This is a genomic window from Corynebacterium sp. c7Ub_26 (assembly GCF_053760365.1).
This window is the reverse complement of sequence record NZ_JBSNBL010000001.1, coordinates 427,665-452,213: the sequence shown is the minus strand read 5'-3', so window position 1 is coordinate 452,213 and position 24,549 is coordinate 427,665. Positions and strand designations below refer to the sequence as shown.

Annotated in this window: 18 protein-coding genes; 5 read left to right on the top strand and 13 right to left on the bottom strand. The window is 57.7% G+C overall.

Translation table 11 applies throughout. The features are described from left to right. Positions 1–26: 26 nt before the first annotated feature. From ACWORE_RS01940 to ilvD, 3 genes are read left to right on the top strand one after another with little or no spacing between them, the layout of a single operon-like run. A complete protein-coding gene (locus ACWORE_RS01940; RefSeq protein ID WP_406604751.1) occupies positions 27–2,066 on the top strand; it encodes a mechanosensitive ion channel family protein in 2,040 nt (679 codons plus the stop codon). Beyond that, positions 2,063–2,851: a PH domain-containing protein gene (locus ACWORE_RS01935; protein WP_455302286.1), complete on the top strand. Its 789-nt coding sequence runs from the start codon at positions 2,063–2,065 to the stop codon at positions 2,849–2,851. The genes ACWORE_RS01940 and ACWORE_RS01935 overlap by 4 nt, the downstream gene beginning before the upstream one ends. 49 nt (positions 2,852–2,900) lie before the next feature. Continuing rightward, entirely contained in the window at positions 2,901–4,751 is a 1,851-nt protein-coding gene (gene ilvD / locus ACWORE_RS01930; RefSeq protein ID WP_406604753.1) for a dihydroxy-acid dehydratase, read from the top strand. A gap of 93 nt (positions 4,752–4,844) precedes the next feature. Here ilvD and ACWORE_RS01925 read toward each other — a convergent pair whose 3' ends face one another. From ACWORE_RS01925 to ACWORE_RS01900, 6 genes are all read right to left on the bottom strand, one after another. After that, positions 4,845–6,491, bottom strand: a complete 1,647-nt coding sequence (locus tag ACWORE_RS01925; RefSeq protein WP_455302285.1) for a DoxX family membrane protein — start codon at positions 6,489–6,491, stop codon at positions 4,845–4,847. Positions 6,492–6,601: 110 nt separating this feature from the next. Beyond that, positions 6,602–8,002, bottom strand: a complete 1,401-nt coding sequence (locus tag ACWORE_RS01920; protein WP_455302284.1) for a YkvI family membrane protein — start codon at positions 8,000–8,002, stop codon at positions 6,602–6,604. 56 nt (positions 8,003–8,058) lie between these two features. Continuing rightward, on the bottom strand, positions 8,059–8,190 hold the full coding sequence (locus tag ACWORE_RS01915) for a hypothetical protein (protein WP_455302282.1): 132 nt from the start codon (positions 8,188–8,190) through the stop codon (positions 8,059–8,061). A 31-nt stretch (positions 8,191–8,221) separates the two neighbouring features. Further along, the gene (locus ACWORE_RS01910) at positions 8,222–9,259 is read right to left on the bottom strand and encodes a YkvI family membrane protein (RefSeq protein ID WP_455302281.1); all 1,038 of its coding nucleotides are present in this window, start codon (positions 9,257–9,259) and stop codon (positions 8,222–8,224) included. A gap of 226 nt (positions 9,260–9,485) precedes the next feature. After that, the gene (gatB, locus tag ACWORE_RS01905; RefSeq protein ID WP_455302279.1) at positions 9,486–11,045 is read right to left on the bottom strand and encodes an Asp-tRNA(Asn)/Glu-tRNA(Gln) amidotransferase subunit GatB; all 1,560 of its coding nucleotides are present in this window, start codon (positions 11,043–11,045) and stop codon (positions 9,486–9,488) included. Between the two features lie 60 nt (positions 11,046–11,105). After that, positions 11,106–12,323, bottom strand: coding sequence for a YkvI family membrane protein (locus ACWORE_RS01900; RefSeq protein ID WP_406604758.1), 1,218 nt, complete (start codon positions 12,321–12,323; stop codon positions 11,106–11,108). Positions 12,324–12,498: 175 nt separating this feature from the next. Between ACWORE_RS01900 and ACWORE_RS01895 the strand changes: the two genes are divergently transcribed. Then, a complete protein-coding gene (locus ACWORE_RS01895; RefSeq protein ID WP_455302278.1) occupies positions 12,499–14,472 on the top strand; it encodes a gamma-glutamyltransferase family protein in 1,974 nt (657 codons plus the stop codon). Here ACWORE_RS01895 and ACWORE_RS01890 read toward each other — a convergent pair whose 3' ends face one another. The 5 genes from ACWORE_RS01890 to gatC form a co-directional block, all read right to left on the bottom strand. Then, positions 14,473–15,504: a 6-phosphofructokinase gene (locus ACWORE_RS01890; protein ID WP_455302277.1), complete on the bottom strand. Its 1,032-nt coding sequence runs from the start codon at positions 15,502–15,504 to the stop codon at positions 14,473–14,475. Between the two features lie 51 nt (positions 15,505–15,555). After that, a complete protein-coding gene (locus ACWORE_RS01885) occupies positions 15,556–16,938 on the bottom strand; it encodes an MFS transporter (protein WP_455302588.1) in 1,383 nt (460 codons plus the stop codon). 474 nt (positions 16,939–17,412) lie between these two features. Further along, positions 17,413–18,054: an NUDIX hydrolase gene (locus ACWORE_RS01880; protein ID WP_406604760.1), complete on the bottom strand. Its 642-nt coding sequence runs from the start codon at positions 18,052–18,054 to the stop codon at positions 17,413–17,415. Positions 18,055–18,064: 10 nt separating this feature from the next. Continuing rightward, positions 18,065–19,576, bottom strand: coding sequence for an Asp-tRNA(Asn)/Glu-tRNA(Gln) amidotransferase subunit GatA (gatA, locus tag ACWORE_RS01875; RefSeq protein WP_455302275.1), 1,512 nt, complete (start codon positions 19,574–19,576; stop codon positions 18,065–18,067). Positions 19,577–19,579: 3 nt separating this feature from the next. Next, positions 19,580–19,873 (bottom strand): Asp-tRNA(Asn)/Glu-tRNA(Gln) amidotransferase subunit GatC, encoded by a 294-nt coding sequence (gene gatC / locus ACWORE_RS01870; RefSeq protein ID WP_046202506.1) that lies wholly within the window; start codon positions 19,871–19,873, stop codon positions 19,580–19,582. 241 nt (positions 19,874–20,114) lie between these two features. Here gatC and ACWORE_RS01865 point away from each other — a divergent pair, with 241 nt between their 5' ends. After that, entirely contained in the window at positions 20,115–20,777 is a 663-nt protein-coding gene (locus tag ACWORE_RS01865; RefSeq protein WP_012731885.1) for an ACT domain-containing protein, read from the top strand. 30 nt (positions 20,778–20,807) lie between these two features. Here the strand turns inward: ACWORE_RS01865 and ilvA are convergent, their stop codons facing one another. Both ilvA and ligA read right to left on the bottom strand, forming a co-directional pair. Then, positions 20,808–22,364, bottom strand: a complete 1,557-nt coding sequence (gene ilvA, locus ACWORE_RS01860; RefSeq protein ID WP_455302273.1) for a threonine ammonia-lyase, biosynthetic — start codon at positions 22,362–22,364, stop codon at positions 20,808–20,810. 88 nt (positions 22,365–22,452) lie between these two features. Then, positions 22,453–24,540: an NAD-dependent DNA ligase LigA gene (gene ligA / locus ACWORE_RS01855; RefSeq protein ID WP_455302272.1), complete on the bottom strand. Its 2,088-nt coding sequence runs from the start codon at positions 24,538–24,540 to the stop codon at positions 22,453–22,455. Between the last annotated feature and the right edge of the window lie 9 nt (positions 24,541–24,549).

The following is a 24,549-nucleotide window of genomic DNA, read 5'->3' as shown; positions in this document are numbered from 1 at the left end:
ACAATCTCGTGACTAAGTTTAAGCCTATGCCGTTCAAGTTCTATTTGACTTCCATGTGGGAGTGGGTGGCCAACACCGGTCTATCCCTTGCCATCTTGATCTGTATCGCCATACTCATACCGCGCATCGGCCGACTCGTGGTCCGATGGGCGACGATCAAGATGAACGAGCACGAAGAACGGCGCGGAGAGATCGCCGACACCGAAGGCTACAAAGGCCGGCTAGCTATCCTCGGCGCACTGGTCTACATCGCTGAGGCCATCGCCTTCTTCTTCGTCGCCATCCGGATCCTTAAAGATTTCGGATTCTCGACGACAGGCGCGGCCGTTCCCGCAACCGTTGTTTCTGCCGCGGTTGCGTTTGGTGCGCAGAAAATCATCGCCGACTTCCTCGCCGGATTCTTCATCATTACCGAGCGACAGTATGGCGTCGGCGACTGGGTCATCCTTCAAAATAAGGACGCCCCGGTCGAGGGAACAGTGACGGCTATTACCTTGCGGTCGACCACGGTGCGGACGATCAATGGCCAAGAGGCCGTGGTACCTAACTCGGTACCGCTGGTGGCTGTTAACGCTTCTTCCGGGTGGGCGAAGGCTCAGATCGATATCCCTGTTCCACTTACCGCAGGTGACAATACTGAGGACTTGAACACGCTCTTCGACGGCTGCGTGAACCGCACTCTGGCTAAACCTGAGATCGCGCGCCTCGTGAGCGACGACGCCGATGCCGTGAGCATCCTGCCTGCGCTGGATCTGATTCCGCCGACATCGGCGGGCGTTCCGTGGAGCATCCAGTACCGCGTCCTTATCCGCGTCGAGCCGGGACAGCAGTGGACTGTTGAACGTGCTCTTCGGTCAGCTGTCATGGATGAGATGTGGGCATCGTATTCCCGGTCGACCATTGAGAGCTTGCCGGGACTCACTCGGTCTTCGGGAGAGTCGCACGATGCGCATGGTGATGGGCGTGACGACGGGCACCACGGTGGACGCAGTGGCGACGGTGCACACGCGTCGACAACTTCCGGCACAGACAAGGCGACCAGCGGCAACGACACTCAGGCGTTGGATACAACACGACGGTGGGCTGCGACACTGCAACACGAAGAAGACGAATTCGAAGGCCGGCCAACGTCGTCGGATGCGCAAGGGACTACTTCGTCAGAGACCATGTCTGGTGTCGGACCTAATGCCGGTGGCAATGGCAGTGGCACCGCCAGCGATTCGGAAACCGTCGTCTTCCCCTCGGCATCAGGCTCCGGATCAGGCTCAACGGCGGAAACGCGAGTCTTTTCAGCTGAGGACGACACGGCAGCTGCCGAAAGTGCTGCCCAGGCCTCCGATCATGGGGTTAACCCGACCGACCGGGGTACCAGCAGCGCCGATGCTTCAGACGCAACAACGTCGAAGACGGCAGAAGACACGCGTACGTCGCTAGAAAAAGAAGCGGAAGATGCCCAGCAAAATGGTCTGTTCAGGAAGATTTCGTATGATCGAAGGATCCAACGCCTCTTCTCGATCGGCGGACGCTGCCGCGCGTCAACGACGGCCATCGTGCTGGTTCTCATCACCTTGGTGATCCTTCAAGGGCTCACCTATGACGGTGGTGACCGTGGTTCTGGAGTCCTGGCCCCCTCGTCATTCCAATCGCATTCCGACAAAAAGGAGTCGGACGACAAGTCGGAGAGCTCGGCTCCCACGACGCCGGAGTCAAATACTCATTCTGAGAATCCGACCACGGAGCGGGATAGCAATAGCGAGAACGGCAGCAACACTCCAACGACAACGCCGAATCGCACACAGCCCACGACGACCGCCACGAATACGGAGAACAACCGGAACCAGCAGAATTCCACGAATGGAAACCAAAATTCCGGCAATAACGGGAATGCGGGATCCAATTCCAATGGGGACAACTCCGATAACGGAGGGGCCAACCAACAGGACACTGACTCCAGCAACCGGGGCTCAGGGTCCGGCAACTCCAACAGTGGGAATGACAACTCTGGCCAGATGAATCTGAGCCACGGTCAAGGTGACAACAACACAGCATCTACAATGGCCCCATGAGTTCGACTCCGTCCGGCGAGCACACCCCAGGCTCTCACCCACGCCCACACCACGCACGACCAAGTCAGGGTGCGGGCCGACAGGCATCTCGCCCTGCGGCATCCTCACCCCGCACACAGAAAGAAAAGATCAGGACAACGACGACAATCCGTCCCGACAGAATGAACCTCATCGGGGCGATCGTCATGTTCCTGATCTTCCTCATTTTCGTAGGCTATAAACCCGCCTACCTTTTCTGGGTGCTAATCTTCCCTATCCTCTTCGCCGTGTGGGTTCTCCGTGCTCGTACTGAGATCTCACCGACGGGTATTACCGCACGGTATCTTTTCCGTTCCAGCCGAACACTATCCTGGGATGACTTCTCCGGTATCCAGTTCAGCCGTGGTGGGCGAGCCTATGCCGTGCCGAATAGGCCGGATCAGGGGACGAGTGATCAGGCTGCGGAGCACGGACGCACCAGCCGACCCAGGCAAAAGCGCGATACCATCGCATTACCTGGAGTGACGTTTAATAACCTTCCGAAACTTGCCAAGGCCTCCGGCGAACTCATCCCTGACCCTGTTACGCCGGGGCGAAACCGCGATGATGACGAGTTGACCACCGTCAATCGCGACGGGTACGCCGTCGTTAAAACCCGCGAGGAGGCGACGAGGGAGCACAATGCCAAACTCATCGCCGCCGAGATGGAACGACGACGCGCAGCCCAGCACTCCACATCCGACGAAACCTCGGAGACAAGCCACCGCGACCAGTCAGACACACCGGAAAAACCTGACCAGGATTAGCAGCGGCGCCCGACCATTCCAGACATCACACTGTTGAGGAGCCAACCCCATGATCCTCCTACGATCGTCGGTCACTACCCAAGGCCGCAACGCCGCTGGAGCTCGCGCGCTATGGCGAGCCGCCGGCTTAAAAGATGGTGACTTTAACAAGCCCATCATCGCCATCGCGAACTCCTACACGCAGTTCGTTCCCGGCCACGTGCATCTCAAGGACGTCGGGGACATTGTCGCTGGTGCCATCCGTGAAGCCGGCGGCGTTCCGCGAGAGTTCAACACTATTGCCGTCGATGATGGAATCGCCATGGGCCATGGTGGAATGCTCTACTCACTCCCGTCCCGCGAAATCATCTCCGATTCCGTCGAATATATGGTCAATGCGCACGCCGCGGACGCGATTGTCTGCATTTCCAACTGTGACAAGATCACGCCGGGAATGCTCAATGCGGCCATGCGGCTCAATATTCCGGCCATCTTCGTGTCCGGTGGCCCCATGGAGGCGGGAAAAGCCGTCGTCGTCGATGGGGTTGCGCATACTCCGACCGACCTCATTACAGCGATTTCTGCGTCGGCAAACGATAGTGTCGACGACCGAGGGCTCTCGATCGTCGAGAATTCGGCGTGCCCGACTTGTGGCTCGTGTTCGGGAATGTTTACCGCGAACTCTATGAATAGTTTGACGGAGGCGCTCGGGCTGTCACTCCCTGGTAACGGTTCCACGCTGGCCACCCACGCAGCCCGACGTGCGCTCTTTGAGAACGCTGGCCGGACGATCGTTGACATGTGCCAGCGTTATTACAACCACGATGACGATAGTGTCCTCCCGCGTAACGTTGCGAATAAGCATGCTTTTGATAACGCCATGACCCTTGATATGGCCATGGGTGGATCGACGAACACTGTTCTGCACATTCTTGCTGCAGCGCAGGAGGGCGACATCGATTTTGACCTTGCCGATATCGACCGTCTGTCCAGGGAAGTTCCTTGTCTCTCCAAGGTTGCGCCGAACTCGAACTACCACATGGAAGATGTCCATCGTGCGGGTGGGATCCCCGCGATCCTCGGTGAGCTCAACCGCGCGGGTCTACTTCACGACGATGTGCATGCGGTTCATGCGCAGTCTCTGTCGGACTGGCTCGCGACCTGGGATATCCGTACAGATAACCCGACACAGATTGCGTTGGATTTGTTCCACGCTGCCCCTGGTGGCGTGCGAACAACGGTCCCCTTCTCGACGGATAATAAGTGGGACGAGCTCGATACGGACTCCGAAAACGGGTGCATCCGCGACGTTGACCACGCGTACACCGCTGATGGCGGGCTAGTTATTCTGCGCGGGAATCTCGCTGAAGACGGAGCCGTCATTAAAGCTGCCGGAATTGATGAGTCGCTATGGCATTTCTCTGGGCCTGCCCACGTGTTGGAATCCCAAGAGGATGCCGTTAACGCTATTTTGAACAAGCAGATTAAGCCGGGCGAGGTCGTCGTCATTCGGTATGAGGGTCCCGCCGGTGGCCCGGGGATGCAAGAAATGCTGCACCCCACTGCGTTCTTGAAGGGCGCTGGCCTGGGAACTCAGTGCGCGCTGATCACGGATGGGCGCTTCTCTGGCGGCTCGTCGGGAATTTCCGTTGGGCACATTTCACCCGAGGCGGCACATGGTGGGCTGATTGGTCTTATTCACGACGGTGACACCGTTACTATCGACGTCCACAAGCGCCAGCTCACTCTTGACGTACCTGAGGATGTGTTGGCGGAGCGTCGGGAGAAGATGAATGTCTCTGAGCACCCGTGGCGCCCGCTGAACCGTCAGCGTCGGGTGAGCAAGGCGCTCCAGGCGTACGCATCGATGGCTACCAGCGCTGATACTGGTGCGGTTCGGAAAGTCAACGACCGTCGGTAGTTACCGGTTTCGGTTCGCTCTTGCGCAGGACCTCCACGGTCCCTCCGGGCTCAACCGCCAGGGTTGAACGCGTGAGGAGCCGACTTATTTGGGTTAGTTGAATGGGTTTGACTGGGCGGCGACGACCCACACCGCTGCTCCCGCGAGCAACCCAATGATCGTGCTGAGCCAACCGCTCCCTAGCGGGCGTCGGGCCCAACCGCGAGTGGCGTCCACTCCCCACTTTCCGGGACCGCTAAACGCTACGCCTATGGATAGCGCGGTGAGCAACAACCACACCTGTACGTGCGGAGCCAAATTGAACGGTGAGAATGCGCCCGGCTGAAGGTCAATCGAGTACATCGCCATAAAGCCCGATACCGCAACCGCCATGCAGGCACCGAGCGGGGCAAGCACGCCCAACACGAGGAACGCCCCGGCGGCAGTTTCGATGATGGGCACAGCCCAGGCGAGTAGCTCATTTCCCTTCATAAAGTAGAAGTCATTGTGCAGACCATCGACGCCAGAGCTGCCTCCTAGCTCGAAGAGAGTTCGGACACCGTAGAACAGCAGCATCGCGCCCAGAGCCAGGCGAATGAGGAAGAGCCCGAAATCGGTGGTTCCGCGACGTGGGTCCTCATCCTCATAGATCTCATCATCGACGTCGACGTCACCAGTGCTATCAATGGGGCGGTCGTCCTCCCCCCGTGGGACAGCGTCATCCCCGTATTCACCAGCGGCACCGTCACTCGCCATCACGCCGGCAGCCGCCCTGTCATTCTGGCAATCGTCGGCATAGTGGACCCTATCGACGTGGTCGCGGTCATAAGCACCTGACGTCGGCATATCGACGCGTGTCTCGTTGATCTGCTCATCAGATCGATCGACGTATGTGTCGTGAGTCCCGTAGCGTGGCGTGGGTTCCGACGATGCACGCCTATCGGCCGAAACCGAGGTCCGGCTTGCCGAGGCAGGTTCTTCCTCATCCATGGTGGCCATGTCTAAATCTGACACAGGAGCGTTAGCGAAGACGGCATCCTCGTCCGACGTTGACTGCGCACCTGGAATGTCCTCAGGCTGATCAAATAATGGGTCGTGGTTTTCCGGTTCCTGAGGCTGCTCACGAGGCGTAATCACCTGTGGTGCAGCCCGCCCCGTCAAGGAATAAATGTCACGCCGACCCTGCGGGCGCTGCTCAACCACCGTGAGTTCGTCAGCTGCAAAATCTTCATCAGGTCGCGCTTCAGGTTGTGCATCACCACTAGAGACGTGGTGAGGCACGTCATGGGTCGCGTCGCGCTCAGATTCACTGGCCCCGCGATCACCTACGTGATCGGCCCTGGGATCATCATGGCCCGAACGATCCTCTGACGCTGCAGAGCTAGCAGAGCTAGCCGAACTAGCGGGCTTGACAGGCCGTGATCCGGCAACCGTCGGAATGTCGTCTAAATCATCCATTGCGTGAAGATCGTCTAAATCGCGCGAGCCACTTGCGTCGGAGGCCCCGCGTGACTTCTTATCCCAGGGATCCAGCCCACGATGGTCTATCGCACCATAAGACAATGACGGTCCGGACTTTTCCTTCACCTCGTGGGACTGCCCTTCTGCCGATGCGTTCCCTCGCACGGCATCGGCGTTATTCCCCGTCGATGTGGACGTATCCGACGTAGGCGCATCGATCTCGTCGCGGAATTCGCGGGCGGGAATAGAGGTATCAGCTGTGGGGTCATTAGGTTTATTGCGGGACTTTCTTCCGAACATAACCCCACTTTAAAGGTGAACAGTGACACAACGCAGATAATTTACGTGGTGTGTCGACTAATATCCTCGCGACCAGGGATAATGGGACTCACAAGAGTCCCCGTTGTCACCTAATCCGACGTCGACGCTGGCACATTTCCCGAACGCCCACCGGAGTTATCACTCGATTCACTGCCGGAGACCGCACCATGCGTTTCAGCCTCAGAGACGGATGAATCGCCCTGTGCAGATGATCCCCCATCACCCGACGGTTTTTCATCCGAAGAGGCGTCGTGTGAGTCATCATCTGACTCCTCATCGAGCTCTTTCCTGACCGCTTCCCGCAGCTCGGCATTTTCAATATTTGACGCCCTGACAAGGTGGCGTAGTTGCCCACGCTGCTTTGACGTAAAGCGCTTCTTCGGATTGTCACGTCGCTCGACTAATTCGCTAATTCGATCACGACGTTCGGCCTCGTCCTCGATGCGGGAATGTCCGCGGAACCAGGCAATCAACAACACGATAATCAGGAAAACACCCAAATAGCCTAAGGCCGGATATACCGTCGCAATTAGGGACTTGAACCCCAGGAAGCTCAAAACAAAGCCCGCCAATGTCGCAGTGATGAAAATAATGCGGAATTTATCGGGACGCTTGGCCGATAGCCGTCGACCTAATGAGTAAAACATTCCGATGGCGGTATTAAAGATCATGCCGTAAATAACCACAGCCATGACCCAACCAAGGCCGCCGTTGATGTTATTCACCAGGGAAAGCATGGGTAATGCGTCATCTTTAACAGTTGCCGTGGAGCACAATAAAGCAACTGCGGAAATGGTGAGCAAAATACCGAAGGTAAGGCCACCGAAGAAGCCTCCCCAGCCCGCCTCACGCGGGTACAGGTGTGAACCGCCAATAACAATGGCCATGGAGACCGAAAGAATTAATGACAGGCCCACATAGTTCAGACTCGACAATGCGAAGTTCGGGAAGCTATTGGGGATTGATGAGGCTACCTCACTGAGATGCCCCCATGAATCGCTGCGATCAACGAAGGAATAGATCGATGCAGCCACAACGAAAACGATGATAAATGGTGTAATGCCACCAATGACGGCTGAAACTTTATCAACGTCCAACATGCCGGCCGCTAAAACGAGCACCAGCATGATGACCGAACCGACCCACACTGGCCACCCCAGCTGCTGTTTAAGGTTCTCCCCCGCACCTGCGAACATCACGAAACCAATACAAAATAGGGTGGCAATAATAGCGAGATCGAGAAATTTCGATACCCAGGTAGGCAATGAGCCGGACAATACTTCATTGTGCTCATCAGCCATGTAATAGCTGCCCAGTTGGAGCACTGTGTACCCCGTTGCCGCCATAATGACCGCGGCAAGAATCGCACCCAGAATTCCCCACGTTCCGTAGGACACGAAATATTGTTGGATCTCCTGGCCCGACGCGAAACCTGCACCAACAATTAATCCAACAAAGGACAACGCAATACTTATTGTGCGTTTAACCACTGATCTAACTTTCTATCTATTCCGAATTTAACGATCGATTGCTATTCCCGGGGTCATTACTTCACCGGGGTGCTTGACACCGTGGAACTTGAGCCAATGTCTCCCCCGGCGCTGTCTTTAGCATCTGCATCCGGCTCATCGATCTCTTCGGGTTCAGGAGCCTCATCAGTCTTGGTATCACTCGTCACGTCGTCGCGGATAAGTTTCCGGAATTCGTCATCATCCAGGTTCGAGTCCCCGATCAGGTGTCGGAGCCGACGAGTCTGCTTCGACGTAAACCGCAACATTCGGATCGAGCTTGCGCTCGGCAAGTTCACGCGCTTCCTGGCGACGGCCACCTTCGTCGTGCATCGCAGTCCGTCCCCGGAACCAGGCAATGAACAGCAACGCGATCAATACGAACCCGACGTACCCCATGATCGGGTACACGCTGGACAGCAACGTTTTGAATCCGAAGAAGCTGACGGCAAAGCCAATCACGGTGACGACCGTAAACACAATCCGGAATTTCTCCGGGTGATGTGCAGTCAGGCGACGACCCAAGGAATAGAACAGGCCCAGGCAGGTGTTAAAGATCATCCCGTAAATGATCAAGGACATGACCACGCCTAAGGCTGGGTGAACGTCGTCGACCAGCGTCAGCATGGGCAGATCGGACCCCTGAACGGTTTTGATCTTCAGGAAGAGCGACAGGGTGCTGATGATGAGCAGCACACCGAACGTGATGCCTCCCACGAGCCCACCGAGGCCGGCTTCGCGTGGGTAGAGATGAGAGCCACCAATAACGATGGCCATCGCCACGTTAACCATGAGGACAAGTCCCGCGTAGTTCAGGGCGCTGATCCACCAGTTCGGAAGGTTGGTATCGACGTTCTGGGTGAGCGGTTCGAGGCTCGACAAGCTTCCGTCGGTGTGGGTATATGCCCATATTGCCGCACCAACAAGGGCAACCACGATGAACGGCGTGATGGCTCCGATCACTGTGCTAACGCGATCGGCATCAAGCATCCCCGCAGCCAACACGAGAACCAGCAGAATCGCCGACCCCACCCACGATGGAATTCCGAACTGCTGGTTGAGGTTGGATCCGCCCCCGGCCAGCATGACGAAGCCCACGGAAAACAGTGTGAAGACAATGCCGATATCCAGGATCCACGAGACCGTTGTCGTGCCTATGGTCCGTAATACTCCGGCGTGTTCATCAGCTTGGAAATAGCTTCCCAGCTGCAACACGATCATTCCCGCAGCGGACATCAAGACCGCTACGATAACGGCCCCCCCAAATCCCCATTTTCCCGAAGGCCACGAAATACTGGAGTACTTCCTGACCAGATGAAAAGCCGGCGCCGACGATAAGGCCGACAACCGACATAGCAACAGCAATTGTTCTTTTGAACATCGAATCCTCAAGAAAGGGTTGATTAGCTTTCTATTGAGGAATCATACCGGCCGAGGCACCGCAACTAATAGTTAGCGCAACGCCTTAACTGCATTTCTCCACGATAAGCTGCTGAACACGAGCCGGATCAGCCTTGCCACGCGTAGCCTTCATCACTGCACCGACGATAGCGCCCGCTGCTTTCGTCTTGCCACTCTTAATCTTCTCGACAATGTCCGGGTTAGCCGCCAACGCGTCGTCGACAGCCTTCTCAAGGGCACCGTCATCGCGGACCACTTCAAGCCCACGATCCTTCACAACATTGTCGACGACGTCCGCGCTCTCGGGATCGTCAACGTTCTCCTTACCTTCGCCGACAAGGACGCCATCGATGGCGGAACGGGCCAGCTTATTGGTCAGCTTCCCATCGGCGACGAGTTTCGCCACGCGAGCAACCTGACGAGGGCTAATGGGCAGCGCATCCAGCTCGACTTCCTGCTCATTCGCCTTTTGCGCAAGATAGGACACCCACCACGAGCGAGCCTCAGCTGGCGTAGCGCCGGCTTCGACCGTGTCAGCCACGAGATCCAAGGCGCCAGCGTTCACGAGGTCGCGAAGCTCCTCGCCGGAAAGCTTCCATTCCTTCTGAATCCGGGCACGACGTACCCACGGAAGCTCGGGCAGCGTCGCACGGATTTCCTCCACCCACTCAGATGGAGCGACGACGGGCGGTAGATCAGGATCGTTGAAGTAGCGGTAATCCGCCATCGTTTCCTTCGGACGGCCCTTCGACGTCGTGCCGTCGATCTCCTGGTAGTGCCGTGTCTCCTGGACGATCTCGACGCCGTGCTTCAGGCACTGAGCCTGACGCTGCATCTCAAACCGCACAGCCTGTTCCACTGAACGCAGCGAATTGATGTTCTTTGTCTCCGTGCGGGTGCCGAACTCTTCCGTACCGATCGGCCGCAAGGACAGGTTCGAGTCAACACGCATCGAGCCCTGGTCCATGCGGGCGTCCGAAACCTTGAGGGCTTTCATCAGATCGCGCACGGCTGTGACATAAGCACGAGCCACTTCCGGCGCACGGTCGCCTGCACCCACGATGGGCTTAGTCACGATCTCGATCAGCGGCACACCAGCGCGGTTAGCGTCGACAAGAGATTTTGTTGCGCCAGCAATGCGACCACCCTGCCCACCGATGTGGGTCAATTTACAGGTGTCTTCCTCCATGTGGGCGCGCTCAATCTCCACGCGGAATATCGAGCCATCGTCGAGCTGAACATCCAAATAGCCGTCGTATGCGATGGGCTCGTCGTACTGGCTAATCTGGTAATTCTTCGGCTGATCCGGGTAGAAGTAATTCTTTCGCGCAAACCGCGACCGCTCGGCGATAGAGCAATTGAGGGCTAAACCAATTTTGATTGCCCATTCGACGCCCTTCTTGTTCACCACGGGCAGAGCACCCGGCAAACCTAAACAGCACGGGTCGGCGTGGGAATTAGGGGCGTCACCGAACTCAACCGAGGACGACGAAAACATCTTCGATTTCGTCGTGAGCTCAACGTGAATTTCCATTCCCATAACGGGATCAAACTGCGCGACGACGTCGTCATAGTCCATAACATCGTCGGAATAATCCTGAATCGACTGAGCGGGAGAAGTCATAACCAACAGTGTAGCGCCAGAGTGTTCAACAACTTGTAAAGGGACAACAGAGCCGAACGCCTACACGTCGTTGCGGTCGAGGATGTCGCGCAACACATCGTCATCAATATTCGACTCGCCGATGAGGTGCCGGAGCTGGCGCTTCTGTTTAGAGGTGAACCGCTTGGTGGGGTCCAACTTTCGCTCAGCCAACTCATGGAGCTTCCGACGTCGGTCCCCCTCTTCCTGAATCTGGATCCGCGATTTCCTCCACGAATAGACCAACACGATCATGAGGACGACACCGACATATCCCAAGATTGGATAGACATTCGACACCAGCGTTTTGAACCCAAAGAAACTGATCACGAAAGCGACCAGAGCTGTCACAACGAACGTCGGGCGGAAGCGTTCCTCATGGTTTGCAGTCAACCGACGGGCCAGAGCGTAGAAAACGCCCAGTGCTGTATTGAAGATCATGCCGTAAATGACAATCGACATGATCCACCCGAACGGGCCGTTGAAATTCGATGCGAGAGCAAGCATCGGAAGATCCGCATCTTTAACATCATCGACCTTCACATACAGCGAAAATGCGATGACGATCAGCAAGAACCCGAAAATCAGGCCTCCGAGGCCGCCACCAATTCCGGCCTGGCGCGGATAAAAATAGGAACCGCCGATCACGATGGCCATGGACACACCACAAATAAGGTTGAAGCCCACGTAGTTGAGCGCCGAAATCCACCAATTCGGCAGATTCGTATTAATGGTGGCTGCGGACGCATCTAAGTGGCTGTAGTCGGGGTGAATTCCGATCAATGTCACCAGCCCGACAATCGTGATACAGACAATGATGAACGGCGTAATCGCACCGATAATGGCCGAGACTTTAGAGATATCCAACATGCCTGACGACAGGACGAGGGCCAGGAGAATTGTCGCGCCGACCCACGTCGGCAGGCCATATTGCTGATTGAGGTTGGAGCCTGCACCCGCGAACATCACGAACCCGAGCGAAAACAGGGTGACCAGAATGCCGATGTCCAAGAAGATGGCCAGGAACTTGGTCGCGGAACTATCGATGACTCGTTTGTGCTCTTGAGCTCGGTAATAGCTACCGAGGATAAAGACGGAGGTGCCGGCAATGCTCATCAAGATCGCGGCGAGGACAACGCCCCACAAGCCCCAGCGCCCAAAGGCGACGAAAAACTGCAGCCCCTCCTGCCCAGAGGCTGTTCCCGCGCCAACGATCAGCCCCACAAAAGCTAAAGCGATCGAAAGCGTATTTCTGAACATGAGGGGTTCTCCTTGGAACAAAATCACCAGAGAGCCGGGAAGGCTCGACTACCACCGGCAAAGGTTACTCGACCGTTGGGACAAAGACCGCTATTTAACACGAACGCTCGCATTTGTAACACACAATTAATGAAAAACAATGATGGATGTCACAGCGACTCCATAGTATAAAAGAATGAATCCGCTCCCCCATCGACAAACGTCGAAAACCCAACACAACTCGTCGCCGGTATTGGTTGCGATGCAATCAGAACAAGTACCTCGTCACAGACGGCTATGGGCGTCGTTAATGAGTACGTTCGTTTTGCTTATTGCCAGCGGGTACACACCGGTCACACGAACAGCGCACGCTGAACCCCCGGTGCCGAACCGGGATATTTCCGTCGCTCCCGAATCAAATACCGAATACCGCCCCGACATGGTGGCGGTGCAGACGGACTCATACTCAGTGTCCACGGCCAATCCCGTATCGACGGCTGCCGCCCGCGATGTATTGGCCGCTGGAGGAACTGCCGCTGATGCGCTGGTCACAGCCCAACTTGTGTTAGGGCTGGTGGAGCCTCAATCGTCAGGTATCGGCGGTGGTGGGTACATCCTCTATCACGACGCGGCGAGCGACTCCATCACCGCCATCGATGGCCGTGAAACCGCACCCAGTGACGCACCTGACACCTACCTGTCACAGATATCTGCCACCGACACCCGCACACCGCAACCCGACGCGCGACGTTCCGGCAGGTCAATCGGCGTACCGGGAATCATGGCCGCCTTGGGCACACTCCACGCACAACACGGGAAAACGCAGTGGGGCAACCTTGTTCAACCCGCAATCACCCTGTCTGAGAATGGGTTCGACATCAGCCCGCGGCTCGCGACAACAATTGAGGACAATGCCACCGAACTCGCCCGCGATCCAGAAGCCGCGGCCTATTACCTCAACCCGGATGGAACCGGGAAGAAAACTGGCACGCGCCTCGCTAACCCTGCCTATGCCACAACACTCACATCACTCAAACAGGATGGGCCGCAAGGGCTGTATTCCGGGAAAATCGCCGACGACATCGTCACCCGAGCACGCAGTGAGCACGGCGGGACAACGCCATCGTCCTTAACGACGGCTGACCTCGCGAAATATAACCCCATAGTTAAACAAGCACTGTGCCGCCCCTACCGCACCCATATCGTCTGTGGAGCACCGCCGTCGACCTCGGGCGGCGTCACGGTAGCAGCTACGTTGGGGATTCTTTCTCACACGAATCTCTCCGCCATGAAACCGCTCAAGGTCGACAACAATGGTGGCGTTCCCTCCCCTGAGGCGGTCCATCTCATTTCCGAAGCGGAACGCCTCGCCTACGCGGACCGCGACGCCTACCTGGCAGATACTGCTTTCGAGAACCAGCCCGACGGCGATTACACGAAATTACTCAACCCGGACTACCTCGCACAGCGGTATTCGCAGATCGACCCAGAAAAATCCATGGGAACAGCGAAACCCGGAACCTTCGAAACCGACCACGCCCGCGGTGATGATCAACCCGAACACGGAACCAGCCACATTTCCGTCGTCGATTCTTATGGGAACGCTGCCAGCATGACAACGAGTGTGGAATCGGCATTCGGCTCATTCCACATGGTCGACGGGTTCATGCTCAACAACCAGCTCACCGACTTTGAGGCAACACCTCGCGACGACGACGGCCAGCTCAAAGCGAACCGAGTTGAGAGCGGGAAACGGCCGAGGTCATCCATGTCCCCGACGATCGTGTACACCATGACGAAGACCGGCGAGCGGGGAGATCTCTATGCCGTCGTCGGGTCTCCCGGTGGAGCAGTCATCCCGCAATTTGTGATCAAAACCCTAGTAGGCATTCTCGACTGGGGGCTTGACCCGCAGCAAGCCATCGCTCTTCCCAACTTCGGCGCGCGAAATAAACCGGAGACCGGCATTGGTGGTGAGCATCCAGACATCGGCAATGACGGAAAAGCCACGCCAGAGGCTCAGGAACTGGTCGACGATCTCACACGTCGAGGGCACACCGTCAACCTCGACGAACAATCAAGTGGACTATCCGCCATCATCCGAACTCGCGACGGGCACCTCCTCGGCGGAGCGGATCCGCGCCGAGAAGGAGCCGTCATGGGCGGATGATTAACCGAACAGGGCAGCCGCGGCCTCGTACCGCTCGATCGGAACAACCTTCAGCGTGCCCACGGCATCCTGGAGGCTGACCAGCCCAATATTCTCTCCCTGGAGGGAAGCGACGGTTCCGTACTTACCTTCGTGAGCAGCGCGGCAAGCGTGAACACCGTAGCGCGTGGCAAGAACGCGATCATAAGCCGTCGGCGTACCACCGCGCTGGATGTGTCCCAACACCGTGGTACGGACATCGTGACCCAGGCGCTCATGGATAGCGTCGGCAACTTGCTGGCCAACGCCGGTGAATACCTCGTGGCCGAACTGGTCGATCCCGCCCGTCTTCAGTTCCATGGTGCCTTCTTTCGGGCGGGCACCCTCGGCGACGACGACGATTCCGTATTTCTCCCCCATCTGGAAACGACGTTCCATGGATTTACAGATCTCGTCGATATCGAACGGAACTTCGGGGATCACGGTGTAGTGGGCACCACCAGCCATACCGGCGTGGAGGGCAATCCAGCCGACGTGCCGGCCCATGACCTCCACGACCATCACACGATTGTGCGACTCTGCGGTGGTGTGCAAACGGTCAATCGCATCCGTGGCGACGGAGACGGCGGTATCGAAACCGAAGGTGTAGTCCGTCGCATTAACGTCGTTATCGATGGTTTTAGGGACACCGACCACCGGAATTCCGTTTTCATGGAGCCAGAGAGCACCCTTAAGCGTTCCCTCGCCGCCGATGGGGATCAATGCATCGACCCCCGCGTTCTCTAGGTTTTCCTTAATCTGTTCAATTCCTTCGCGGAATTTGTCAGGGTGTAAACGGCCCGTGCCCAAGATAGTTCCACCCCGGAGGAGAACCCGGTCAATCTCCTCATCGTCGTAGAGCTGAATTCGGCGATCCTCGAGGAGCCCCACCCAGCCATCTTCATAGCCCACCACGGTGGAGCCATATTCAGAACTCGCGGTGCGGACAATTCCACGAATCACCGCGTTCAGTCCCGGGCAATCACCACCGGAGGTAAGAGTCGCAATACGCATAGTGACTACCCTAGCCGGATCGCCGGCGCGTTGCCTATCCGGGACCACCTACTACTTTCCGCGCGTTGCAGCTGTTGTTCCTTGGAATTGCGTAACGACGACCAAACCGACCAACAACACCACTGCCGGGAAAATCATAGTCCAGCCCAAAGAGGACACTGGGTCGGTATGCTGCATGAACACGTCGAGCGTCGCTGCCACCGTAGCGGAACCGATCACCGAACCAACTTGACGCGTGGTGTTGTACACACCCGAACCCGCGCCTGTTTTCTCCATCGGGAGGTCCCGCATCGTGGTCGTCGAATTGGGCGCCCACACGAACGCGTTGCCCAACCCCTGCAGAGCGATGGGCACAAACATCCACCACACCGACGTGTCCGGCTTCATCACAAGGAAGTAGCAGAGCATGGACAGCGTCATGAACGTAAATCCGGTCAGCGATAGCCGACGGGGTGGCACCGTATCTGACAAACGGCCGACAAATGGGGATAGCAAACCTGAAATCAGAGCCATCGGCACCATCATCAGGCCGGCTTTCAGAGCCGACATGTGGTGGAACTGCTGGAAGTAAATCATGATCGGGACCATCGGGCCTGCCACAGCGAAGCCCATCGTCGTGATCGAAATATTCCCCACCGAGAAATTCTTGTCCTTAAAGAGCGACAGCGGGACGAGCACCTCGACACCGCGCTGAGCGCCCCACTTCTCGATCATGATGAAAATACCGAAGACGACGACGGACGCTGCGATCATGATCCAGATCCACGGAGCCCAGTTCACGTTACCGCCCTCCTGGAGCGCGAAGACCAGCAAGAACACTGCGATGACAGAGGTCACGATGCCGCCCCAGTCGTAGCCGTGGTTTCTCGTCGGCAATTGTGGCACCCACTTGAGCACCATGATGACTGAGACCACGCCGATCGGGACGTTAACGAAGAAAATCCATTCCCAACCGATCCATGTGGTCAGTAACCCACCGAGAACGGGGCCGGCCAAGCCTGCCATTCCGGCGGTAGCACCCCATAACCCCATGGCCGCGCCGCGACGCTCACGGGCGAAGATTCGGTTAATCACGCTCATGGTTTGAGGTGTCAACAGCGCAGCACCCAGGCCCTGAACAGCACGAGCAGCGATCAGCCAATGAATATCCGGGGCTAAACCACAGCCCAGGGACGAGAGAGTGAAGACGACCATGCCGGCGACATAGACGTTCTTCGGCCCGATCTGGTCTCCTAATCGGCCTATGACCAGCAGTGGGACTGCGTAGGTCAGGAGGTACACCGACGTGACCCACAGCACTTGGCTGTAGTCGGCGTTCAGCGCACTCTGAAAATCAGGGGTTGCCACTGCCACAATGGTCTGGTCCAAAAGGATCATAAAAAAGCCGATGCAGAGCGCCACTAATGCGCGCCACGCGTCTTTCTCTGGGATCATCCCCTGGGGTTGTCCCGCCTGAGCCGAGCTGGCTGAAGGGTTATTCGCTGCTGTGTTGGCCGTCGTCTCTTGGTGCGACGATCCGTTGAGGTGACCAGTCAAAAACGCTTCCTTACCTCTTAATTATCCACCACTATTTATCTACTCATCGCTACAAAAGAAAAGAGTGAACGCTGACGGAATTCGGGGTTGATGTTCCGTGAAAGTCAGCGCACATGTCCGCTGAGCCTTCACAGAACTACCCGAAACTACTCGAAAAGCGAACTATTTAAGGTGAAAGCCGTGCCCTCAGCACAGACTTCACCTTGTCCATCCAGACAGGTTACGCGCACACAAAGATCATCGCGAAACCTTAATTCGAGCCCACAATCAGATGGTGGCCACGAACCTCGGGGTCGTACATCGAGCCCCCTAGCCGTATCTTGCCGAACCCCGCCTCATACAGCGCACCTATTCACCGAGGCTACCTAGAGGCTACCGAGGCACCACCCACAGCGCACCCTCGCCGGACTCATTAGCGCGCATCGTCGGCTGAGAAACATCGCCACGCTGAACGACACTCGACGTCATCGGCAACGAGCTCCGGAACGGAGCCATTAAATCCAAACTTTCAATCTCGGATTCCGGCACCCACACCAGTTCAATGGATTCATTATTCTTGTGCACCTCAAGCGGATGAGAAGCAAAAGCCGACACTGTCGTATATGTCCACTCGCGCACACTGGGGTCCATGAGCCCCACCCAACGCTTCCCCGTCATCGAGGTGTACCAGGGTAAACGCGGCCAATCTTCGGCCGGTGCTCTCCGCACCGCATAATCCACGGGGACCCGCGTCGTCACTTGTTTTTGAACGACGGTGACATCGTCGGGATTGAGGCCGGCTTCTTCAATGGCTTCACGTAACGCGGCTTCTTCGACTGTTTCATCCGCATCACGTGCCCCGCCTGGTACACCCCAGGTGAGAGGCATTGCTGTCCACTCGGCACGATATTGCATGAGGACCATAGGAAGACCATCAGGCCCCGGCGCTCGAAGCAGCAAACCCGCTGCTCCTTCGACTCCCCAGAACCGCGCACCGTTTGCTTGAATTGCCCAACCGTCTCCACTGTGGTCCATAGGCCCTAACCTACTCTTGTGACTCTCCCGAGCGAGCAGCCTCATATGCGGCACCGACGCGATACAGTCGATCATCCTGGTGTGCTGGGGCCATAATCTGCAGGCCAACGGGAAGATTCGTATCAGAGGCAAGCCCCGACGGAACCGACATACCGCACAAGCCTGCAAGGTTCAGCGGCAGCGTGCACAGGTCGAACCGGTACATCGAAATGGGGTCATCGCCCTTGGTGCCCAACTTGAACGCCGTGGTCGGCGTCGTCGGAGAGACCAGCACATCGGCCTTCTCGTACGCCTTGGCAAAATCGCGGGCAATCAACGCACGAACACGCTGAGCCTGCAGGTAGTAGGCGTCATAGTATCCGACAGAGAGCGCATACGTTCCCAGGATGATGCGTCGCTTGACCTCAGAACCAAAGCCCTCTTCACGGGACAGCTCCATCACGTCGTTGGCCGAGTGGTGGCCATCATCACCGACACGCAGACCGTAGCGCATGCCGTCGAACCGGGCGAGGTTCGAGCTCACCTCACACGGAAGAATGAGGTAGTACGCGCTCAACGCATCGTCGAAGTGAGGACAATCCACATCCACGACCTCCGCACCCAGGCGAGAGAGCGTGGCCACGGCTTCGTTATAGGACTCGAGGACGCCGTCCTGGTAGCCATCGCCCGCCAATTGTTTGACGACGCCGACCTTCAGGCCGGAGAGATCCCCCTTCGCACCCTCGCGGGCGGCCTGAACCACCGGCGCAACGGGGCGGTTGACCGACGTGGAATCATGCGGGTCGTATCCAGCGATGACCTCGTGCAACAGTGCGGTATCCAGGACTGTGCGCCCGGTCGGGCCACCCTGATCAAGCGACGACGCACACGCAACGAGGCCATACCGCGACACCGTGCCATAGGTCGGCTTCACCCCGACCGTATTGGTCAGGGCCGCCGGCTGGCGGATAGATCCACCGGTGTCGGTACCGATCGCGAGGGGCGCCATTCCCGACGCCAACGCTGCGGCCGAGCCACCGCCGGAGCCACCTGGGGTCCGGGCAAGATCCCACGGATTGTGGGTCGGCCCATACGCGGAGTTTTCCGTGGACGACCCCATGGCGAACTCGTCCATGTTGGTCTTTCCGACGATAGGGATACCGGCCTCACGCAAACGCTTCGTCACCGTCGCGTCATACGGGCTCATGTACCCTTCAAGGATTTTTGACGCACACGTCGTCGGCGCGTCCGTCGTCGTAAAGACGTCTTTCAAGGCTAAAGGAACACCGGCAAGAGGTGATGACGGCTTCTCACCACGGGCGATGCTGTCATCAACTTTCTTGGCCGCTGCGAGAGCTTCGTCGGCAGAAACATGCAGGAAAGCGTGGATATCGCCGTCGATCTGTGAAATTCGGTCCAGGTGCGCCTGAGTCGCTTCCACCGAGGACACGTCGCCGGAGTGGATTTTTTCAGCCAGATCCGCCGCGGTGTACGTCGTTAGATCGTCAGCATTGAAGTTCGCAACGCGATATGTGGTCTCCATGGTTTACTCCCCCAGAATCCGCGGTACTTCGAAACGGTCACGCTGGCTAGCCGGGGCCTGATCCAAGGCCTGCTCAGCCGTCAACGTCGGATGAACTTCATCCTCGCGCATAACACCGGCAAGATCAGAGGGATGGCTCATCGGCTCAACGCCCTCGGTATCAACATTCGATACTTTTTGGACGTGCTCGATAATGCCGTCGATCTGGTCAGCGAATTCATTCAGCTCGTCGTCGGTGAGAGAGAGCCGAGACAAGCGCGCAAGGTGCGCGACCTCGTCGCGGGAAATAGAAGACACAGTGGTTCCTTCACCTGGTGTGACAATGATGACTCCCCTAGCTTAGCCGGTTCCGGGATTCATGTGGCCTTAGGGGGACGGCCGCCGACGGTCGCCACGCGCATCGGGGTGCAACAACCCGAAATGCACCAATCTGTCTATTTCTGTCACCCGGTTCCCACGCTTGTCACGAGGAACGCCTACACTGTCTAGTTGATCACAGCGCAATGATCACACCGCACCGTCGAATAAAGGGTTTTCTATGTCGTTCCTCCTCCGCGTCTTCCTGCCTGATGCTCCCGGCAGCTTAGGCCGTCTTGCCGCATCGATCGGCGAAGTCGGCGGGGATATCCGCAGCGTCGATATCGTCAGCCACAATTTTTCCGACGGTGCCGTTGTGGACGATATTGTCATCGATCTTCCGCCCACATCCCTCCCCGACACCCTTATTACCGCAGCTCAACAGGTCGATGGCGTCGAGGTCGATTCCATCCGCCCGTTCTCTGGCTCGGTGAACCGATCCGGTCAGGTCGCCATGTTGGCATCGATTGCCCAGGCACCATCCCGAAGCAAAGCTCTCCAACTTCTTGTCGACGGACTTCCGACGACGATGTCGGCGGGGTGGGCCATCGTACTGAGCGGACAGACCGACGTGCATCGCCTTGCCGCGTCCATGGCCGCCCCTGAGGATGATGGGCGCATTCTTCAGTCCACCCCGGTGACGACGGCCCGATGCCTTGACCGTGAGGACGACGATTGGCTGCCCGAGAGCTGGACGGTCATGGATTCAGCGCTAGCGGCCGCACCGATTAGCGACGAGGACGAGGTTCTCGTCATCGGCCGCCCAGGCGGCCCGGATTTCCTTGCCGGGGAGGTTGAACACCTCGGCAAGCTCGGCACCATCCTGAGCGCCATGATGGACTAGCGCGGGAACCGGGAGCCTACGATAAACGCCCTATGACTTGAGGAAGTACGTGTAGGCCACAGAGTCCGTGACCTCCTTGAACTGGTACCCCAGTTCTTGCATGTGATGGTCGAAATCATCATCCGACCCATCGCCCGCCGGGTTCTCCGTGTCATCGAATCCGCAGAGCACGCGACCGTAATCCATACCGTGGCTCCGGTAGTGGAAAAGGCTAATATTCCAGTGCGTGCCCAGGACCTTCAGGAAGTGGAGCAAGGCACCAGGGTGCTCAGGGAAATGGATGGAGAACACGCGCTCGTTGAAATGCCTAGGTGCTCGCCCGCCAATCATGTAGCGGACATGTTCCTTCGCAGCGTCGTCGCTGGATAAATCGACGACATCATAGGAACGCTCCTGCAAGTCCACGATGATGTCGTCGCGCTCTTGATCCCCCTCGTGGAGCTGAACACCCACGAAGATGCGCGCACGATCATGGTCATCCACGCGATAGTTAAATTCCGTCACAGACCGGCCGCCGAGAACCTGGCAGAACTCGAGGAACGCGCCTTTACGCTCCGGAATAGTCACACCCAAGAGCGCTTCGCCGTGTTCACCCAGCTCAGCGCGTTCGGAAATGTACCGGAGGCCATGGAAATTCAGGTTCGCACCAGAGAGCACGTGGGCCAGTGTCTCACCATGCACTCCGTGGGTCGTCACGTATTTCTTCAACCCCGCGAGAGCAACGGCCCCCGACGGCTCGGCCACCGCGCGGGTGTCGTCGAAAATATCTTTGACGGCAGCACTGATTTCGTCGGAATTAACCGTGATGACCTCGTCGAGATTATCCCGACATACACGGAAGGTCTCGTCACCGATGCGGGCGACTGCCACACCTTCCGCATATAGCGAAACACGGTCCAATGTGACGGGCTCGCCGGCCTTCAAGGCTGCGGTCAAGCAGGCCGAGCCCTCGGGCTCCACACCGATAACGCTGATGCGTGGGTTCAGTTGCTTCAACACGACGGCGACGCCAGCGGCTAGACCACCACCGCCGACGGGAACGAAAACCCGGTCAACTGTCGACGCTTGCTGGAAGATCTCCAGCCCGATGGTCCCCTGACCAGCGATGACATGTGGATCGTCGAAGGGAGGGACGAAAACTCGGCCCTCCAATTGGGCAATTTCAGAGGCGCGTTCCTTGGCCTCGTCGAAGTTGTCGCCGAAAAGAAGGACCTCGCCACCGAAGTTCCCGACGGCATCGACCTTAATCTGCGGGGTCATCGTCGGCATAACGATGAGTGCCGACACATCCATAATGCTGCCGGATAGAGCAATACCCTGCGCATGGTTACCCGCCGAGGCCGTGACCACGCCACGGCGTTTCTCGTCATCGGTGAGGGCCGCCATGCGAGCGTAGGCGCCGCGGACCTTGAAACTATGGACCGGCTGGGTGTCTTCGCGCTTGACATAGACGTCATTGCCCAATCGCTGCGACATCCGTGGCATCGGCTCGAGCAGCGTTCTCTCCGCGGCGTCATACACGGGGGCGCGAACTACTAAGCTCAAATAATCAGAATTGGAGGGGTGGGGGTTTTGGGCGGGAGGCATGTGTTACTCCTGAATGTCGTCTATCTCATGTCGTCTATGTCATCGTTAGCATCATGACCGAATAGTCGGCCAAAGGGAAAGCTGCTGCTTAAGCAGGGTCACTCACACGGCCTGTTTCTAAAAGCTCTTTAAAACCGTCCTCGTCGAGAATACGCAACCCGAGGTCCCGCGCTTTCGTCTCTTTCGATCCAGCATTCGCCCCGACGACAACATAATTTGTTTTCTTGGAGACCGACCCCGCTGCGCGACCTCCCCGCGAAATAATCGCTTCCTTCGCCGAGTCACGCGTGAAATCTTCCAACGTACCCGTGACGACGACGGTCGTGCCCTCCAAGGTCTGCGGTTGCGCTTGCTGCTTGTCATCCTCCATGCGGACACCGGCCGCGGCCCAGGCGTCGACAATTTTTATATGCCAATCGACGGCAAACCATGAGCACAACGACGCCGCAATGATGCTGCCGACTCCATCGATTCGAGCTAGCTCCTCCTCGGACGCGCTGCGAATGGCCTCGAGAGAACCATATTTCGTGGCCAGCGCACGAGCAGCTGTGGGGCCCACGTGACGAATAGAAAGCGCCACGATAACCCGCCATAACTCGGTGGACTTCGCTTCCTCGAGGTTTTTCAGCAACGCCTTCCCCGTCGCGTTGATCTTCCCCGCTTTCGTGGTAAACACCGACTTCAAACGAAGATGTGATTCATCGAGATCAAAGAGCTCGGATTCATTGGTTAGTGCTCCCGACCTGATGAGGTCCTGGATACCCGACACACCCAGGGCATCGATATCGAAGGCGGATCGGCCAGCCAAATAGGTCATCCGAGCCAGCAACTGACCAGGGCACCCTTGTGTATTGGGGCATCTCCAATCCGCGTCATCCGCCTTGGCCTGGACCAACGGCGTGCCGCATTCGGGGCAGACAGTGGAGAACACAAACGGCTTTTCGGCCCCGTCACGGGCGTCGGCCACCGGTCCCAGTACTTCGGGGATGACCTCACCGGCCTTGCGGATGGTGACTCTATCACCGATCAACACACCTTTGTCGTGGACCTCCGACGGGTTGTGTAGCGTCGCCCGAGCGACCGTTGAGCCAGCCACCAGGACGGGATCTAGCACGGCGTACGTCGTCGCGCGACCAGTCCGGCCGATGCCGATGCGAATATCGCGCAGCGTCGTCACGACCTCTTCGGGCGGATATTTGTAGGCAATAGCCCACCGGGGAGCGCGCGAGGTCTCGCCCAAATCCTCCTGCTCAGCTAGGTCATCAACTTTTACGACTAGACCGTCCATTTCGTGGGTCGCGTCGTGACGGTGCTCGCCCCAATATTCCATTTGAGCAATGACCTCATCTGCCGAGGTCACACGCTTGGTGTACGGGGATACCCGAAAACCCCACGCGGCCAAAACAGTGTACGCATCATGTTGGGTCGAAGGCTCCCAGCCCTCGCGTGCTCCGATCCCGTGGCAGATCATCGACAGATTCCGCTTAGCGGTTTCCGCGGGGTTCTTTTGACGCAGGGATCCCGCTGCGGCATTGCGTGGGTTGGCAAAGGGCTTCCGGCCTTGCTCCACGCGGTCGGCGTTAATCACAGCGAATTCTTCGACACCAATGAACACTTCGCCGCGCACTTCCACCAACTCGGGCACGGGGTACTCGTCCGTCGGAGAAATCGTTTGGGGGATATCCGAGATCGTCCGGGCGTTCGGGGTGATGTCTTCGCCGGTGAGGCCGTCGCCACGAGTCGCGGCGGACACGAGTTCGCCGTCGCGATACACCAGGTCGATGGATAAACCGTCGATCTTTAACTCCGTCAAGTACGTCGGCGCGGGGGTTCTATGCAGCCACTCCAGCAACTCGGACTTCGAAAAAACATTGTCCAGGCTGTACAACCGCTCGATGTGACGTACCGGGGCGAAAGTTACTTCGGCGCTGCTGGTCTCGGTAGGGGTCGGGACGGGCGCGCCCACTTCCGCCGTCGGTGAACCATTCTTGGCCAGCTCCGGATGGTCTGCTTCCAGGTCATGGAGGGTCTTGAAAAGGTGATCGAATTCGGCATCCGAGATCACGGGCTCACTGTTGTAGTACAGGTCACGGTGGTGCCGAACATCAGCAGCAAGCGAGTTCCATTGTGCTTGAAGATCGGTGCTCACGTCAGTGGAATTCCCGGAATTATTCACACGCCCAGC

Coding starts and splice junctions, on each gene's coding strand:
- ACWORE_RS01940 (WP_406604751.1), top strand. CDS start 27: ATGCCGTTCAAGTTCTATTTGACTTCCATGTGGGAGTGGGTGGCCAAC.
- ACWORE_RS01935 (WP_455302286.1), top strand. CDS start 2,063: ATGAGTTCGACTCCGTCCGGCGAGCACACCCCAGGCTCTCACCCACGC.
- ilvD (WP_406604753.1), top strand. CDS start 2,901: ATGATCCTCCTACGATCGTCGGTCACTACCCAAGGCCGCAACGCCGCT.
- ACWORE_RS01925 (WP_455302285.1), bottom strand. CDS start 6,491: ATGTTCGGAAGAAAGTCCCGCAATAAACCTAATGACCCCACAGCTGAT.
- gatB (WP_455302279.1), bottom strand. CDS start 11,045: ATGACTTCTCCCGCTCAGTCGATTCAGGATTATTCCGACGATGTTATG.
- ACWORE_RS01900 (WP_406604758.1), bottom strand. CDS start 12,323: ATGTTCAGAAATACGCTTTCGATCGCTTTAGCTTTTGTGGGGCTGATC.
- ACWORE_RS01895 (WP_455302278.1), top strand. CDS start 12,499: ATGAATCCGCTCCCCCATCGACAAACGTCGAAAACCCAACACAACTCG.
- ACWORE_RS01890 (WP_455302277.1), bottom strand. CDS start 15,504: ATGCGTATTGCGACTCTTACCTCCGGTGGTGATTGCCCGGGACTGAAC.
- ACWORE_RS01885 (WP_455302588.1), bottom strand. CDS start 16,938: ATGATCCCAGAGAAAGACGCGTGGCGCGCATTAGTGGCGCTCTGCATC.
- ACWORE_RS01880 (WP_406604760.1), bottom strand. CDS start 18,054: ATGGACCACAGTGGAGACGGTTGGGCAATTCAAGCAAACGGTGCGCGG.
- gatA (WP_455302275.1), bottom strand. CDS start 19,576: ATGGAGACCACATATCGCGTTGCGAACTTCAATGCTGACGATCTAACG.
- ACWORE_RS01865 (WP_012731885.1), top strand. CDS start 20,115: ATGTCGTTCCTCCTCCGCGTCTTCCTGCCTGATGCTCCCGGCAGCTTA.
- ilvA (WP_455302273.1), bottom strand. CDS start 22,364: ATGCCTCCCGCCCAAAACCCCCACCCCTCCAATTCTGATTATTTGAGC.